Origin of the sequence: Pedobacter sp. Leaf250 (genome assembly GCF_920984735.1) — a bacterium.
Classification (GTDB): Bacteria; Bacteroidota; Bacteroidia; order Sphingobacteriales; family Sphingobacteriaceae; genus Pedobacter.
The window spans coordinates 24,737-41,677 of record NZ_CAKLBU010000028.1 but is presented as its reverse complement, the minus strand read 5'-3'; the positions used below and the strand labels follow the sequence as shown (position 1 = coordinate 41,677).

Genomic DNA, 16,941 nt, shown 5'->3' with positions numbered 1-16,941 from the left:
GGTTTATAATGCTTTGGGTTGAGGAATTAAAACATAAACTCCCATTACGTCAGGTGGTAAAACTGGTGTCGCTTTTTCATATCTTCTACCTCCTATTAATTCTTTGAATCTCCCATGTGCTTCTACTAATTTTTCGGCTCGTTCTGCAGCTAGTTCCATAAACTGGGGTTTCATTTTTTTAAAATAATCCAGTTCTTGGCCAATATCAATAACCTGTCGTTCTAATGAAAGATTACTTAATGGAATAGCTTCCATTAATAATTTTTTAGTTTCTTTAAATTCTAGAGTTTTAATGTTTCCATTACTTGTAGTGTAGCCCCATAAATACATTTCTTCGGCAACAGATTCTCGTTTTGAATTTACTTCCTTGATAACGTTTCTAACTCTAAACATTACTAAAGTTGTTTTAGACTTAACTTCATTGGTTTGGATTTCACACACTCTAGCTAAACGACCATATTCAGGGTTTTCTTCAAATGCAATTGCTAAAAGAAATTGGCACAATTGCTCAACAAATGAATGATTTCTACCTATGTACACATAACCTTTTGGTGTTGGCGAAGCGAAACTGATTTTAACAATTGTTTCTGCATTAAAAATTCTTTTAATATGTGGTGGCAAATTTGCGGGTTGCAAATCAAAACCAGCAAGATTATCTGAATTACAAGAACCTCCAAGCATATCCACAGCACCTCTAACAAAGTTCTCTACTGTTTCTACATCTCCTATAGCTTCATCAACCTCTTCTAAATCTTTCTTTATTAACTCTGGATCTATGCCTTCATGAGCAAAAATAGACCTTAAGTTTTCGCCCTTCCTTCTGGCTAGTTCTAATTCATTAGTAACGGTTTCTTTAGTGTCTTTAAATAACTCTTGTTGAAAACCTGACTGTTCCTGAAAAAGTATTCGTCTGGCGGCTTCAGTCATTATGGATTTACTATTTTCTCCAATAGGAATTGAAACCCCGGTTGATTTCTTTATTTCGTTTACTTTTTTGATTAACACTTCTAAAACAAAAGTATCCATAGGGTTATCTTCACCATACAAAATGTAAGTTTTAATTATTGGTGCAGTTTGGCCATATCTATCCACACGTCCTTCTCTTTGCTCAATTCTATTTGGATTCCAAGGCAAATCATAATGTAAGACTGCAGTGAAATATTCCTGTAGATTAATTCCCTCACTTAAGCAATCTGTAGCAACAAGAACTTTCCGCTCCTTTTTGCCCATGATTTCAATACGCTCTTTACGCTGTTCATCGGCTAATTCAGAAGTAATGGCCTCGACATGAATATTTTTCGGTAATTCATGACGCAAAATATCAGCTACGTAATGAGCTGTAGCAATATAATGGCAAAATACTATTGGAGAAAAGTCTTCTTTTACCCAATCTTTAATGATTTTTATGGCTGCCTTAGTTTTGTAATCTTCTGGACTCCCTTTTAGTTCAATAGCTTGTTGTTGTAATTCTTTTAATTCAGAAAGCTCATTTTGTTTATAAGAAATTGAATCCAACAAATCTTGGCGATTAAAATCACCACTGAATTCGTATTCCTCAAATAATGTATTTTCTAAGGACGGTTCGTTTACTTCATCTAATTTTGACAACTTATCTTTTCTTCGTTCTAACATTTCTGTCGCCATTGCAGGACTAGACATAGCACCTTTAATTAAAGCAATAGCTGCCCAAGAGCGCAATAAACGTGTTTTGTCATCATCATTTTCAAATGAAGAAATACCCCTGGCAAATTTGACCAAACTTTGGTAAAATAATTGGTACTGTAATGACAAACCATATCCAACTTCTCTTGCATCACGTTCTGGAAATAAGGTTTCCTCATTTAACCAACGTTTTATGTTTTCCCGTTTGCGTTGAATAAAATGTTTGGCAATTTTCTTTCGATCAGATTGTTCAAGATTTTCAAAATTAATTTTGTTGAAATCTTTCTTTAATAAACCTAATAGAGATCTAAACTCATCATCTTTACCGCTATGTGGTGTAGCTGTAAGCAGCAATAAATGTTTATTTGTTTTTTCTGCAAGATCGTGTAATAAATTATATCGCTGTTGCTGTGTCTTGGATTTCGAACCCTCAGGCAATGCACAAGTATGTGCTTCATCAATAATAATAAAATCAGGACTATCATTAATAAAAGTCCCTCTTCTTTTATCTGCTTTAATATAATCTATCGAAATTACTTGATATGGTATGTGGTGGAAAACTGATTGATCATCAGGGATTTTTCTATCTAATTGTGCCGCAGTACTTGAACGTATAATTTCAGAATCAATATCTAATTTGCCTTTAATTTCTAATTGCCATTGCTCACAAAGATGGGGAGGACAGATTACAGCAAAACGCTTTATCTCACCACGCTCAATTAATTCTTTCAAAATAATAAGTGCTTCCACAGTTTTCCCAATTCCAACATCATCAGCAATCATTAATCTAACTACATCATGCTTTAATGCCATAACTAATGGCACTAATTGGTAGGAACGTGGACGAAAAGATAACTTACCCATACAACGAAAAGGACCAGCAGCATTCCGAAAAGACAATCTTGAAGCGTCAAAGAGGAGTTTAGCCGATTCGAAAGAACCAATTTCATTCGGTTTAGGTTCTGGGAATTCAGCATATTGAATTTTTTCTTTCCCTAACGCCAAAGGAATATATACACCTGTAGTTTCTTCTTCAGATCCACCAAGTGGTCTGATACTTAAGATTTCAGCATCATCGGAGGGTAAAACCATCCAATCTCGACTACGATATTTAATTAATGTTCCTGGCTTGTAAGTTTGATTTGAAATCATCTTTATTTTAACTTTCTTAAAATATCTTTTCTACGAATTACTAAATCTTCTAAAAGTTCACTATGATGCCATTCAAGAATATCATACCCTGCATCTTTCAGTAATCTTCTTTTTTCCTTATCAGACTCTTGAACTCGTTCTAAATCATGAACATTACCATCACAGAAAATCAAAACTGGTCCATTATTAGTATTTAATACAAAATCAGCACTAATGTAAAACTCTTGAATATTTACTTGTGCTTTACTGGGCAGAACGTAGTTATTTTGATATAAAAAACGAAGTAACTTTAATTCAGTGTTACTATTCTTATCATAATTTTCTAAAAGATATTGGTATTGTTTTTCGCGATCATTATTATTTTGAACTACTGAAAACTCACAATCCATTAATCTTTCCAATGGTTCTTTGATACTATGACGGTCTAATACCTCATGGTGTATCTGGTTGTAATAAGAGAGTAAATCTTCATAGGATGCTTTTGGTAATTGTTTTCCCCTTTCGGTTTCTTCTCTAGTCTCAGGGTCAAAGTGCATGTAGCGGTAACTTTCTTCAAATAATAGACGCAAGGTTTGGGGCTCTTCAATGAGTTGAGATAAAATCCCTAAACTCCCTTCTGAAGCTTCATACAATAAAATATTAGGTTTTTCAGGATTTCCCAAAACACTTACACCAATTTCATTTTCTTCAACTTGAAATAATTTTTCAATCCCTCTTTTTAATGCAAAACTTAACGAAATAGTTTGTTCTGCTGTCAATTCTAAATTTGATAGCGGTTGAATATATAATGTATCTGCAGTATCCCTCGCAAATATCATTACCTCTCTAGAATTTTCGGCAATTTCAGGTTTTTCTAAATCCTTTTCTTTTATCCAAACCCCATTTGTTTTGTTTATCCTAAAACCTTCTTCCTGAGAACGGCGCATTTTCCGATTTAGCTTAATCAATTCAGTTGCCTGATCATAAATTAAATTTAATAACTTTTGTCCGTTCTTAGCAATTATCAGAGATTTGGTATGCTCTAGACCTTTCGCATAACGGAAATATTCGCTAACTTCATATTTAGAACCAGAGCGTTCTTCCTCAATACAAGATATTCTTTCTACTGGTATTCCCTCACTTTCAGATAATTCAATCAAATTGGTATTTAATTCCATATTATCACCCCGCAAAGGATTTTTTGTAATAGGATCAACATTAGCAATTGATGCATCATCATCCAAATATGCATATCCCGTTTCTTTTGAAATTTTAATTTTGCGTTGACTGTTATCTGTATCCAATACAGACATTCGATTTATCCTATATTTATTACCATTGTGGTAAACAATATTACCAGGGCCGAATTCTCGCAATGCTAAGCTTCTTGGTCTTGATACGTATTCGCCCTCGCCTTTAAAGCTATAGCCTAAAAATGTTCGAATAGGTAAGCGTGTAAAATTATAACCCGGTAAAAAACCTTCAGCTGCTAAATACCGAAATACATAAAATTCAGAATCATTAGAGAAAGAACCTTTTCCATCGTTTTTCAGTAAAGAAATTTGTTTACGAGCAACTGCTTCTTGCCTTTTTGCTTCATTTTTTTCAGGACTATCCGATTTGATTATATGATTGTCAATTACCAATTGCGCTTTATCTCTTAAATTACAAGCGTTTAGGAATAATGCGATCCATCTAGCGAAAGCTGCTTCAAAATTATGAGAGAATGAATTTATTTTAACATCAATCCAACTATCAGAAAACCAATATGCATTTTCTAAATCTCCTTCAATGGATTTCACCACTTTGAGAAAATTTTGTTTATAATAAATTTTATTTAAATCTATAGCATTGTTGATGTTGTCGATAACTGATTGTTTTACTTTTACTTTTCTTTCAATTGAAAGGTCTAATATATCTGCTACGGAAGTTTGCAAGTCACTAATTTCGAGATTCATTAACATAAAAGAATTGAAATGTGTTGATAACAAATCTTCGTTAAGTAGATCAATTCGAGGCGGAACAACAGTTCCAGAAACCATGGTTTCAGCAGCTTTAAAATAGTTCTGATCATGTGGCGACATTGCTGAACAATAAGTAAAAACCACTGCTGTTTGTCCACTACGCCCTGCACGACCACTACGCTGTGCATAGTTTGCAGGATTAGGAGGAACATTTCTCATATGAACAATGTTCAAATTAGCTATATCAATCCCTAATTCCATAGTAGGAGAACAGAAAAGTGTAGATATTTTACCTTCTCTAAACTGCTCTTCTCTAGTTATCCTGTCTTGATTGGCTAATTGACCAGTATGCTCTTTTCCTATGATTTCTTTGTCATATTTTGAAAAGTCAACTTTATATAGCTTCTTAAAATAACTATTGGGAATTAATTTAATATCTCTAAACGTGTTTAAGCGTGTTTCATCTTTTTGTACTGTTTTTTCATCACCAGGTAGCCAAATAATTTTATCAGTTCTTAATTGGTATCCTTTCACAATTCCGCCCAAGAATTCTTCTTTAGCTAAGAAATTCGTTCTTGTTAATAAATCACATAGAGTCTCGATAAATTCTTTAAAATCTTCTTGATTTAAAGTATCAACCCCGGCATCTTCCATTTTGCGTTTCAAGTATTTTCCAATACCTGAACGCGAACCCATTGATGCGAAAAATTTTCCTTTCACCCTTTGTTTAGGTACTACACTAACTAAATGACTTGGTGTATCTATATCTTCATTTTTATCTAATGACCAAAGCTTTCTATCATCAAGTTTATTCTTTAGGAAAGCTTCGGTTTCCTGTCTATTTTTTAACAATCGATGATCTAGCGAATAGTTGGTTCTAAAGAAATTGAGTACCTGAAATAAAATTTCTTTTCTGCTATTAGGGTTAATATTATCAAAAAAGTAAATGCCACTGAACTTATCATCAAATTGAGACAATTTCTCTAATTCTTTATATTCAACTTTTAGTAATGCCGTTTGTTCTAAATTAGGAATAGTATATCGCCATCCACGTTTTAAGTCTTGGAAAATACGATATAAAATATATTCCTTAATAGCTTTACTGTTTTCTTCATCAGGAAAATCAGGGTCTTGGGACGGATAAGATGCGAATGAATCTTCCCTTAATTTCAACTCATCAAATACACGTTCGGCAATCTCATGCACATTGATTCCGCTTAGATTATTTTGTAAAGCCTTATAAAGTCCAGCTCTTAATTTTATTGAGGATAAAAAATCATTGAAGTGTCCTGCTTGTAAGGAAGCATCTTGCCGATTATCAGTAAAGCTTAATAATTTCTGATTTTGAGTTTTTTCATTTTGTTCAAATAATGTATCAATTACCGAATATGATATAACAGTTGTAGCCGTACTACGCCCTTCGCTACCTAAACGTGTTAGTTTTGTAAACTCACTAGTCTTACTATCTTCATAAATTACTCCAGCAGTTGGATCAATTCTTAATTTAGCAGCTATAAAATATCCTTTAGTTGGGTATTTTGGTTCTAACGAATAATTCCCAAAAGCATCAAAATATATTGGCGCTGGCATCAACCATTCATAATAAGGTTGGATGCTTAAACCATTGTTATTTAACCATTCATTTGGAATATAACTTAGAGGGTCTTCATTCCAATAATCTTCTCCATCATCTAAAACAATATACCCAAATTTAAAATCATCTTCAGAAATATTACCTTTTCGCTTTTTGAAGTCGGTATTTGTTAGATTCTTAAATTCTCTATCAGGATTAACTGGATTCAACTTATTTTGAATAATATCTTTTTCGACACAAATAAATTCAACACCAGAATATCTACTAAACAAAATTGGATATAGCATTTTATCCTGACCGCTTTTATCTTTTATGTACCTACCGGATTTTATAGTTATTGTTCTCGAATTCCTAGGTTCTAATGTTACTGATACAGAACTAGTTTGAGAAATGAACTGATGAAATCTAAATGGCAGAAAGCTTTTTCGAGTATTCCTTAATCTATTTTCCTCGTTTAATTTTTCTGTCCATTTTAATACGTTGATAATAGTCAATTCAATTTCATCAAATGCTAAAGAGGTTATATCTTTAAGTATTTGAGCAATTTTCTTAATTGATAATGATTTTCCTCTTTCGAGCACACCGTGATTGTCTTTTAAGGCAATATTAATTTCAAGCCAATTGGTTATAGAATGTTTGATATAAACGACTTCATCCCAATTATGATCTATTCCTTTTTTGAGAGATTCAGCTAATTCAAACGCAGAAGGATTTATTCCCTCGGTGCATGTTTCAAGGTATTCACCAACAATTTGTTCCGCATGAAAGCTTTTCCCGAAAATCTTAGCGGCAACTTTGGCGACTTCCCGTTTTTTATTGTCAGGACTTCCATCAGATGCCATTGTTGCAGATGTACCAATACAAATAATATCATTTTTACAATTGGCTTGAATTCGTCTGTTGAGGTAGCTTACATCAGCGCCTTGCCTACCTCTGTACGTATGAAGTTCATCATAGACCAAAAACTGTAAATTATCTTCTAAAGAACTTCTTAGCCAACTTTCAGATTGTCGTGTCATGATAAGTTCCAACATCATGTAATTGGTTAAAATTACATCAGGTTCATTTTTTCTTAAAATTTCCCTGGCTTCCGCTGATTCTTGACCAGTGTACTTCCCAAATGTAATAGGGAAATCATTCCCAAAGTTTTCAGCATATTTTTTAATTTCTTCCTCTTGAGAATTTATTAAAGCATTCATGGGATACACCAAAATAGCCTTAATGCCTTTCTTTTTTTCGGATCCTAAATTGAAAAGATAATTAAAAACTGTAGCCAAAAATGTTAAAGATTTTCCCGATCCTGTACCTGAAGTAACGACAAATCCTTTATCTTGAATACCAATCTTAATAGCCTCTATTTGATGTTTGTACAAGCTATAACCTCCAAATGTTTTTGGTAGGTTTGAATTAATTAGATTTTGTTCAATTAACGCATTCAGAGTTTCACCCTTTTGAAATGATGGATTGAATTGAATTAAAGGTTCGGGAATAAGACCTTCTCCCATGATAATTTTATCAACTTCATTTTTAATTCTTTCATCGGAAATAGAGAGAAATGAATGCAGGTAATCTTTGTAATTACTAATTACTTTCGAATGAGTTTTAAAAGCGTCCATTAATTATTGTTGGTTTTATTCTTTAAGGTGGTTATAAAAGTAATTCTTTTTTGACTAAATAAGTTTTTGACATATTAAACCCCTAAAATGGGTGTATTATTTTCTTTAAAACCCTTCATTAATTCTGGTAGTAATTTAAAAGAAAATGTAACGCAAGCACAAGAATACATAATATTAATAAAATAATTTACTGGAAACCGTAATCCTACAACTCTGTATATATAACCCCCTCTTTATCCTCCCATTTCAACTGCAACAGAATTTAATACTCATTGACTATACTAATATGATCAAATACTTCGATGCCCAGGTTCGCCATCATTTCATCAGCAATTTCTTATGTAACTCACTCTATTGGGATGGTTGAGCTGCATTTCTTTTTCTGCAAAAAAGTATAGAAAAGTTCCCCATTCTGTGATAAATGAAAATAATGACGGAATAATATCCAGTGGCCAGAATGGCTAAGGCTGACAAGTACTGCAGCCAAGAAATTGATGATAACATAAGCCTTTATTTGAATCACAGCTTCAGTGCTGTAACAAAGGCAAATTTAGGAGGTATTAGGTTTTTGATTTTACACCTTGGAGGTGAGGTGTGTATTTTATAATTAACTCAACCTGAAAAATTAAAATTAAATACCAGCTGGAATGTTAAATTGCAATTAGTTACTTTTTATCATAAAAAATATTGTCATGTAACTAATCTCGATTGCAGTTCGTAATCCGATGTAAAATTTCCAAGCTTTAATAAATAACGAATAGAAAAATTTTATATTAACAACCGCAATTAGTCTAATTTAAAATGGCAATAGGAAAAATTTTATTTAAAGTAGCACAGGAACTTAATATAAGTATTCGAGTAATTGTTGATTTTTTGGATAACAATGGAATTAAAATTGAAAACAGGCCGACAACTAAAATCGACGAGAATATTTACAATAAAATATTACAAGAATTCTCCGAGAAGCCATTAAATCAGGGCACGAAGGGTTACAGACTAAAACCTGAAATAAAAACTAGTGATAAAGACATTTGGAAAAAATACATTACCGCTCAATCAAAAATATTAGAACACAAATCTAAACCGATTGGAATTGACACATCAAAATCAGTTCAACTTAATGGATTGAAATTAAATCTATCTGTTGACCAAGAAATATTCAAGCATGTATTCAAGAAAGAAGTTGAGCAAGTTTTCAAAGTCGAAGACTTTGATTTTAATAGCGGATATATTCAGACAAGTGTTGCAAATACTGGCAATATTACAACTGAAAAACTTGCAAAGCTAAAAGAACTCGCTGAAATCTGTTACATTGACTTTAACGAAAACCCTGTTATTGAAGGCAAAATAACAGGGCTACAAAACAACACCAAAGATGAATTGAAAAACGTAATTGGTGAACTTCCCACAAGCTATCACTTTAAAAATTCAGGACAGATATTTTTAACCTTAGACGAATGGAAGAAAACAATCCAAATTCAAGGACTTAATTTCAATAAAAAAGCTGGTGCAGTTTTTCAAATAAAACCATCGATTTCATTTCTTGTCTCCTCTTTTTATAAAAAGAATGAAATATCTCAAAAAGACAATAAGATAACCGTAGTTGGTGAATTACATCAGAACATTTACGAAATATTTGAAAATCATTTTGGATTGACTAAGCGTGGAAACCGTTTGGTTTTTACTTTTCAAAATGCCGAAATTTTAAAACAAAAGATTGAAAAATTATCAAAAATTGGAATCACATTATCTAAACCACAGGGCAACTGCCTCTATTTTGATTATGACAGTAAATTCTATGAAACACAAGAGTCAAATTTGAATTTTGAAGCATTTCGATTAAAGCGTTCTTTGGAATGGTATTTTCCTGACAATCCTTTTGAATTTTCCTATTCAACTGATTATACTTTTGATTTTAGAAAGCTGGACAAAGGTATTGACGAACTTGAAAGGGATGAAGATGTATTTTGGAACAGATTATTCACCGAAATTCATGGAAATAATTTTCAGATAAGCCAAGCACACAGAACCATTTCATTTGATTTTGAAACTGAAGATGAACTAACTGAAAAATTAAACTTCGTAAAATCATTTTCTTTCTTTGATATTTACGACAGGGGCGAATATCACAGATACAAATTCAACATCAAATTTGAAACAGGCTTGCATGATTTGCAAGCTAATCTAAAAAGAGAAGTTCCAAGCCTAAACACAAAATTAATTTCAAATGGGGAAAAATTAATATTTCGTCAATTCTATCATACAGGAAATAAAACAGAAACACTTTCACGGTTAATCAACCAGTTAGATGATTATTTTATTGATTCAAAAGCTTTCACCTACACGATAAACGATACGTTTCAAGAAAAATACCTTTGCGAAGAGAATTTTGAATTGAAAGTTGAACAGGAAGAAGAAAAGCTATCAAAACTTTTGAGAGAGGATTTTTATTTTGGAACCTTAAAAGAGAAACTCTATTTAGGCAAACTACAAAAAGTAGATTACCCTGATTTGTATTTTGTAGCGGATGAAGAAAGGCTCGAAGAGGTAAAAGAGAACATTTCGGAAGAAAAGGTAAAAGCCATTTTTCCAGATTTAAAAGGAGACAAGGATAAAATAAAACGATTAGAAGATACAGTTTTAAAACTTGACGATGAAAAAACTAAATTGCCCAACGATAATGCAAAAGTATTTCTGTATGATTCATCAAAAGCTAAAACCATTGAAAATATAAATTACTTACTGAACAGATCTAGTGAAGAATGGCAGGATTTTGAAAATAATCTTTTTTCAAAAACACTAAACGAATCACAAAGACAAGCTGTTTTCAAATCGCTTTATGCCGAAGAATTGGCTTTGATACAAGGCCCCCCGGGAACGGGTAAATCAACTGCGATTGCCGAAATAATTTGGCAACACATCAGAAAGGAGCAAAAACAAAAAATTCTTTTAACTTCTGAAGCCAACCTTGCTGTAGATAATGCTATTGACAGATTAAAAAACAATGAGAATAATGTAGTAAAACCTATTCGTTTTGGAAATACCAAAAACTTAGAGTCAGAAGGATATTTTTATTCATTAGAAGCCATTGATAATTGGCGGAAAGGTAACTCTACACAAAACAATACAGTTTCACATTGGGTAAATAATATTACAAATAGGATTTCAAATCAAGAGGATGAAGAAATAGACTCAGCATTAGATAAATGGAAAAATCATTTGCAAAACCCAAGTGATGCAACTAAAAAATTATTTGCGGATAAATATTTAGAATATGTAAATCTGATTGGTGCAACGGGAAGTTCTATCGGAAAACTAAATTCAGAAAACAAATGGACTTCTTTTTTCCGCTCATATTTGAACGTATTTGAAAGAAAAGATTACGAGAAAAGTTTTTCAGATAAATCTGCAAAAAATCATTGCTATAGAGTAGAAATAAGTTTCGATACTGTAATTATGGACGAAGCAAGCAAAGCAACACCACCAGAGCTAGCTTTACCAGTTTTATATGGTAAAAAATCTGTTATCGTGGGTGACCACAGACAATTACCGCCAATGATTGACGGAGAAGAAATTAAAGATTTACTTATTTCAATAGGTGAAAAGCAATTAGCCGAAACACTTTCGAAGAAAGAATTTGAAATATCACAGTTTGAAAGATTGTTTTTAAACATTGATAATAGCATAAAAGGAACTTTTGATACACAATACCGAATGCACCCCGCAATCAATGAAGCAATTGCACAATTTTACAAAGAAGACGGCGGTTTGAATTGCGGTTTACCGTTAGAAGAAACTTTTCATAATTTATTTGGTAAATGGAATTCAAGATATCACGGATTAAAATTCAAAAACATCATCACTCCCGAAATACATACAATTTGGGTAAACGTGACCACGCCCGAAATTAAGGAAGGAACATCAAGGGTAAATTTTGGAGAAATTGAAGCTATTGACAACATTCTGACTGTACTAAAAAGCAGCGAAGGGAAAAGTGAATTAGACAAATGGTTGTCGAACCAAAGTCTAGAAGAAAAACAAATTGGACTTATCAGTTTTTATGGGAAGCAAATTAACTACATCAACAAAATGCTGAAGGAAAACCATAATGAAGTTCCAATTCGGTTGAGTACAGTGGATAGGTTTCAAGGAATGGAAAGAAACATACTTATTGTTTCAATGGTACGAAGTAACAAACTTGCATCTTTTCAAGGGCAACAAGCCGATGAAATTTACGGTGACATAGGGTTTCCATCACAAGAAAGTTTAGGTTTTGCAGAATCACCTAATCGTTTAAATGTTGCCTTGTCGAGAGCGAGACGATTGCTTATTGTTGTTGGAAATAGTGACCACTTTTGCAGAAAAGACATTTACAAAAATGTATTTGATACTATTAAACAAAACGGAAAAATAATTAGTGCAGAGGAATTACAAAACGAAGTAGAACAAAATGGGTAGCACTAAAACAACATACGCATCATTTCCGTTTGAATGGTATGTCAAAGCCACTTCTTACCAAATTCGATATAGAAAAGCGTTTAACATCAATCAAATTGATGAAATTTTTTGTTCAATCATCAATGCAAAAGGAAATGAAATCAATTTTTCAGAATTAGGAATTCTGCTAGGTTTCAACCTACAAGATTTGGCTGAAAGAGATATTTTGAACATTTACTTAAAAGATCTTACTGAATACAACTTGATTACGATAAATCAAGAAATAATTCATTTAACAGATTTCGGACAAGAAGCCTTACAAAGTAAGTTGAAATACAAATACTATTTTGCAACAGCCGAAGTATTTGAAAACCAAACAGCTAATGGCGAAAACTTTGATTTTTCATTCAAAAGTGTATTTGATTTAGAAAATAGATTATCTCACGAAAGAGAAACGACAAAAAAAACATTCGATGATCTTGAATTGAAACAAAAAATTCAATTTCAACTTTTCGAAAACGATATTTACTTAGGTGAAATTGTTGACTTAATAGAAAACCCGAAATTCAATCACAAAACTCAGGTTATCGATGTTGTTGTAAATGGTTCGGAAATAAATTATAAAACCGAAGTCGTTAAAGTTATTGAAAATCATCTGGATATCAGTTACAAACCAATTACCTTGCAGTGTGACATTAATATATTTGATAACGTTTTAAAGTTTTCATTTTACAAATCAGGCATTGATAAACCTCAGATTGAAACGTTAATAAATTTGCCCGAAAATGAGAAATTAAAAAGCGAATTGATACGCAAAGCGATGTATCATCATATTCTATCAGATAAAAGCTCTATTAATGCACAAGATATTGAAACATACATTGACTTATGGAATTGGAAAGAACTAGCAGAAAGTCAAAAAGTTGACTGGAGTGATAAAACTGTTTTTGAACTGTTCCATAAATACGGAGATGGAAGTATTTGGAGCGCCATTTCCCTCAATGCACCAATTGAAAAAATTAAATTGGTTATACAACGATATGCTGAATATTGGAATTGGACTATACTAACAGAAAGATTTGATGATAAATTTATCAAAGAAAATATTGAGCATTATGACTGGGATTTTGAAGAACTTTCGCAAAAAGAAAGTGAACTTGTAACATCGATACTTTTTAATTTAGAACTTAAACACCGTGATTGGGATTGGAATTATTTGTCAAAAAATCTTCCTGATAATTTTATAGAGGAACACATTGAAGATTTTTCTTGGGATTTTTATGTTATAACGGTAAGCAAAAATGAAATTTTTAAAAATACGTTTATCAAATACCGAGATAGACTTGAAATACTAATTTCAAAAGAATGGAATTGGAAATTTATTTCGGAAGAAATTAATCTTAATTTTTTATATAAAAACATTTCAGGACTTGCAAGCAAATTAGATTGGCATATAGTATTAAATCGTTTTTTCAACAACAAAGAAATTACAGCCCATTGTTTGAAAGACGAATCGTTTAAAGCCCATTTAAAAAAGTATTTGCCTGACAATTTTGTAATTGCACATCAAAAATACCTTTGGACATTAGACCTAATTGACTTTTTTGAGGAACAAAATCTAATACAATGGGAAACAAAAATCTACATACAAGGTTTTGATACGAACGATAATTTTGAATGGAATAAATTAATTTTTGAAAAGTATAATAGACGCATTACGTCAGACAAAGGATTTTTAAATGTAAGCCAACATATTTCAGATTACCATCTAATCGAAGAATTCCCAGATTTTGCCTGGAATTGGCTAGGTATGTCAAAAAACAAGAATCTGATTGACAACACGACATTTATTGAGGGTGCTTTTGTAGGCAATTTTTCATTTTCAGGGAATTTGGTTTGGAACGAAATCCTATCTAATTCAACTTTTGATATTTCATTTTGGAACAAAAACTTAGAAGCATTTCACGATACGTTAGACAACGAAAAGCAAATTGAATTTTGGAAATCTCTAACACGGAAGGAACAACAAGACTACATTATTGCAAATAATCATTTCCCTTGGGATTGGACTTTTATTACAGAAAACATTGATGAAGACGCAATCATTGACAGCTTTGATGATGATGTTTTATTTGAAAAATGGGACTGGAAAATAGCATCCCGTAAACTTGACAAAGAAACTATTCTTGATAATTTAGAAGATTTTGCTCGTTTCATTGATTGGAAATTTTTAATAAAAGAAGTATTCAGCGTGGAAAACGAGCTTGTAATGGATAAGCAACTTCCAAGAATTGCAGCTTGTTTGTCGATCGTACAACCCGAAATACGAAAAGATATATGGAGAGACATAACGGCTAAAATTCCATTTGAATTATTGTTTCCAATTGTTGAGACAACGAACGACTTCCAAGTTTTTGAATGGGATTGGGATTTCATTGCAAATAATAAATATTTCCCGACAGACATTTCTACTCTTAACAAATTCCGACAAAAAATAAATTGGTCTATTTTATCTGAAAGCAATGCCATTCAGAAGAAATTTAATCCAAGTAATTGGAATAATGGTAAAGAGTGGTTTAACAACATTGACCATTATTTAAAAAAATTTATTGACAACTGGGATTGGCAAATTTTAACTCAAAATAGAAATATTAATTACAACAGGCTTCTATTACAAAAGTATAAAGACGAAAATTGGGATTGGGAGTATTTAACCGAGTTTGGCGGGTTTCTAACAAGGCAAAAAAAGGACAATGAAAAGTATTTAGAACAAGTTGCCAAACAATTTCCTAAAATAAACTTTGAGACTTTATCTAAACGTTTAGACATCAATATTGATAGCAATTTTATTCTTTCAACCAAAGACAGAAATTGGGATTGGCAAAGTTTATCTGCAAATGAAAAGGCAGACATTTCAAATGAACTCATTCTTGAACTTAAAGACAAAAATTGGTATTGGAAAGCCATTTCTAAGCGGAAAAAGATAGACATTACCAATGTAATGCTTTTACAATTGTTAGAAAAAGATTGGGATTGGGCTCATTTATCGGAAAATCTAAATCTTGAATTTGACTTTGGATTTATTGAAAAAACGAAAGAAAAAAACTGGAATTGGAAAACTGTTTCACGGCACAAAACATTTTTACCAACCATCGAAATTCTTACGCTTACTAAAGATTTTGATTTAGATTGGGCACATTTATCGCAACATTCGAGTTTAGATCCGACAAAAGAACTACTTGCCAAATTTGAAAATAAATGGCATTGGAAAAGCATTACGAAAAATACGAAAATCAATTTTGATGATATTGATTTCATTGAACGTTTTGCGGACAAATGGAATTGGCATTTTATATGTGAATCAAGTAAACTGACATTGAACAATCAAATTCTAAACCAATTCAAAAAATATTTAGATTGGAATTTGATTTCATCAAACACCAATATGGATTTTACAAAAAAAAGTATTCAAGATTTTAAACAGTTTTGGAATTGGACTTCGCTGAAACAAAACAAACGAATTGAGGAACTTTTAGGCAACTATATAGAGGATGAAATTGAAAATTCCCCGATTTTAAATTTCGTTGATAGAATTGATAAACAGTACTCTCATTGGAAAGGTAGTATCTATCACTTTGCACATATTGACAATGCTGTAGAAATAATTAAAACCAGAAAAATTCAAAGCCGAAATACAGCAGCAAGAAAAAGCGATGCTGCAGGCAATGTTGTTCACCGCAGAGACGATGCTCACGATTATGCACGCTTTTATTTCAGACCGAATACACCAACGCAATTTTATAATGAATTTTTAGGAAAAAATACAACAGACAAGTTTTTTGACAAAGCCCGAAACCTAGGTTTTCCAAAATGTCCGCTACCTATTTTCTTTCGTTTTTCATTAAAAGAAGTTCTTTACAAAAATGAAAGTAAATGTTGTGTTAGTAACGGTAATATGCAAAAAGGAGCAACAAAATTTAAAGCTGTTGAACAAATGATTGACAAGTTTAATTTTCAATATTTATATTCTGTCATAGGTGACGGTTTAGAAAATTATATGAACTATTCGCAACAAGAGTTTTTGGTAAAAGACGAACTTTCTTTTAAAGATGAAGAGTTAAACGATTTTGAAATTGTTTGTCCTACGGAAGCAGATAGAAGGTTACTTGTGAATTTATTGGGAAATGAGCATAAAGATATTTTTTCAAAAATTGTAGTAGATAGACGTTATTACAACAATGAAAATCCACGAGTAAGAATTGAAGAAGAAGATTCTGAATTGCACATTTCAACTAATTTCAGCGGAGAGGGTTATTTTGTATTGAACGGAACATCTGATATAGAAAAAATAGAGATTCTTTTCGGAGATGTAACTAAAACAACCCAAGACAAAATTATTTTTAAATCTAATATTTCTCTTGGAAACGTAAAGCAAAACCTACAATTAAACTTTATAGATGAATCAAACAGAAATTGGTTTGTGTATGCGAATTGACACGCTTCTATTTTCGGTTTTACCTCATAAATTATGCATAAT

The 16,941-nt window shown here is 32.0% G+C and carries 4 protein-coding genes; 2 read left to right on the top strand and 2 right to left on the bottom strand.

Annotated elements, in window-relative coordinates:
* Positions 1 to 3: 3 nt before the first annotated feature.
* Positions 4 to 2,814: a helicase-related protein gene (locus LUA91_RS19105; RefSeq protein WP_231427711.1), complete on the bottom strand. Its 2,811-nt coding sequence runs from the start codon at positions 2,812 to 2,814 to the stop codon at positions 4 to 6.
* A 2-nt stretch (positions 2,815 to 2,816) separates the two neighbouring features.
* Positions 2,817 to 7,967, bottom strand: a complete 5,151-nt coding sequence (locus LUA91_RS19100) for a DEAD/DEAH box helicase (protein ID WP_231427710.1) — start codon at positions 7,965 to 7,967, stop codon at positions 2,817 to 2,819.
* 801 nt (positions 7,968 to 8,768) lie between these two features.
* Here LUA91_RS19100 and LUA91_RS19095 point away from each other — a divergent pair.
* Both LUA91_RS19095 and LUA91_RS19090 read left to right on the top strand, forming a co-directional pair.
* Complete coding sequence (locus LUA91_RS19095; RefSeq protein WP_231427709.1) at positions 8,769 to 12,425, top strand: DEAD/DEAH box helicase; 3,657 nt, start codon at positions 8,769 to 8,771, stop codon at positions 12,423 to 12,425.
* Positions 12,418 to 16,899, top strand: coding sequence for a DarT ssDNA thymidine ADP-ribosyltransferase family protein (locus LUA91_RS19090; protein WP_231427708.1), 4,482 nt, complete (start codon positions 12,418 to 12,420; stop codon positions 16,897 to 16,899). The genes LUA91_RS19095 and LUA91_RS19090 overlap by 8 nt, the downstream gene beginning before the upstream one ends.
* Positions 16,900 to 16,941: the final 42 nt, after the last annotated feature.

Coding starts and splice junctions, on each gene's coding strand:
- LUA91_RS19105 (WP_231427711.1), bottom strand. CDS start 2,814: ATGATTTCAAATCAAACTTACAAGCCAGGAACATTAATTAAATATCGT.
- LUA91_RS19095 (WP_231427709.1), top strand. CDS start 8,769: ATGGCAATAGGAAAAATTTTATTTAAAGTAGCACAGGAACTTAATATA.
- LUA91_RS19100 (WP_231427710.1), bottom strand. CDS start 7,967: ATGGACGCTTTTAAAACTCATTCGAAAGTAATTAGTAATTACAAAGAT.
- LUA91_RS19090 (WP_231427708.1), top strand. CDS start 12,418: ATGGGTAGCACTAAAACAACATACGCATCATTTCCGTTTGAATGGTAT.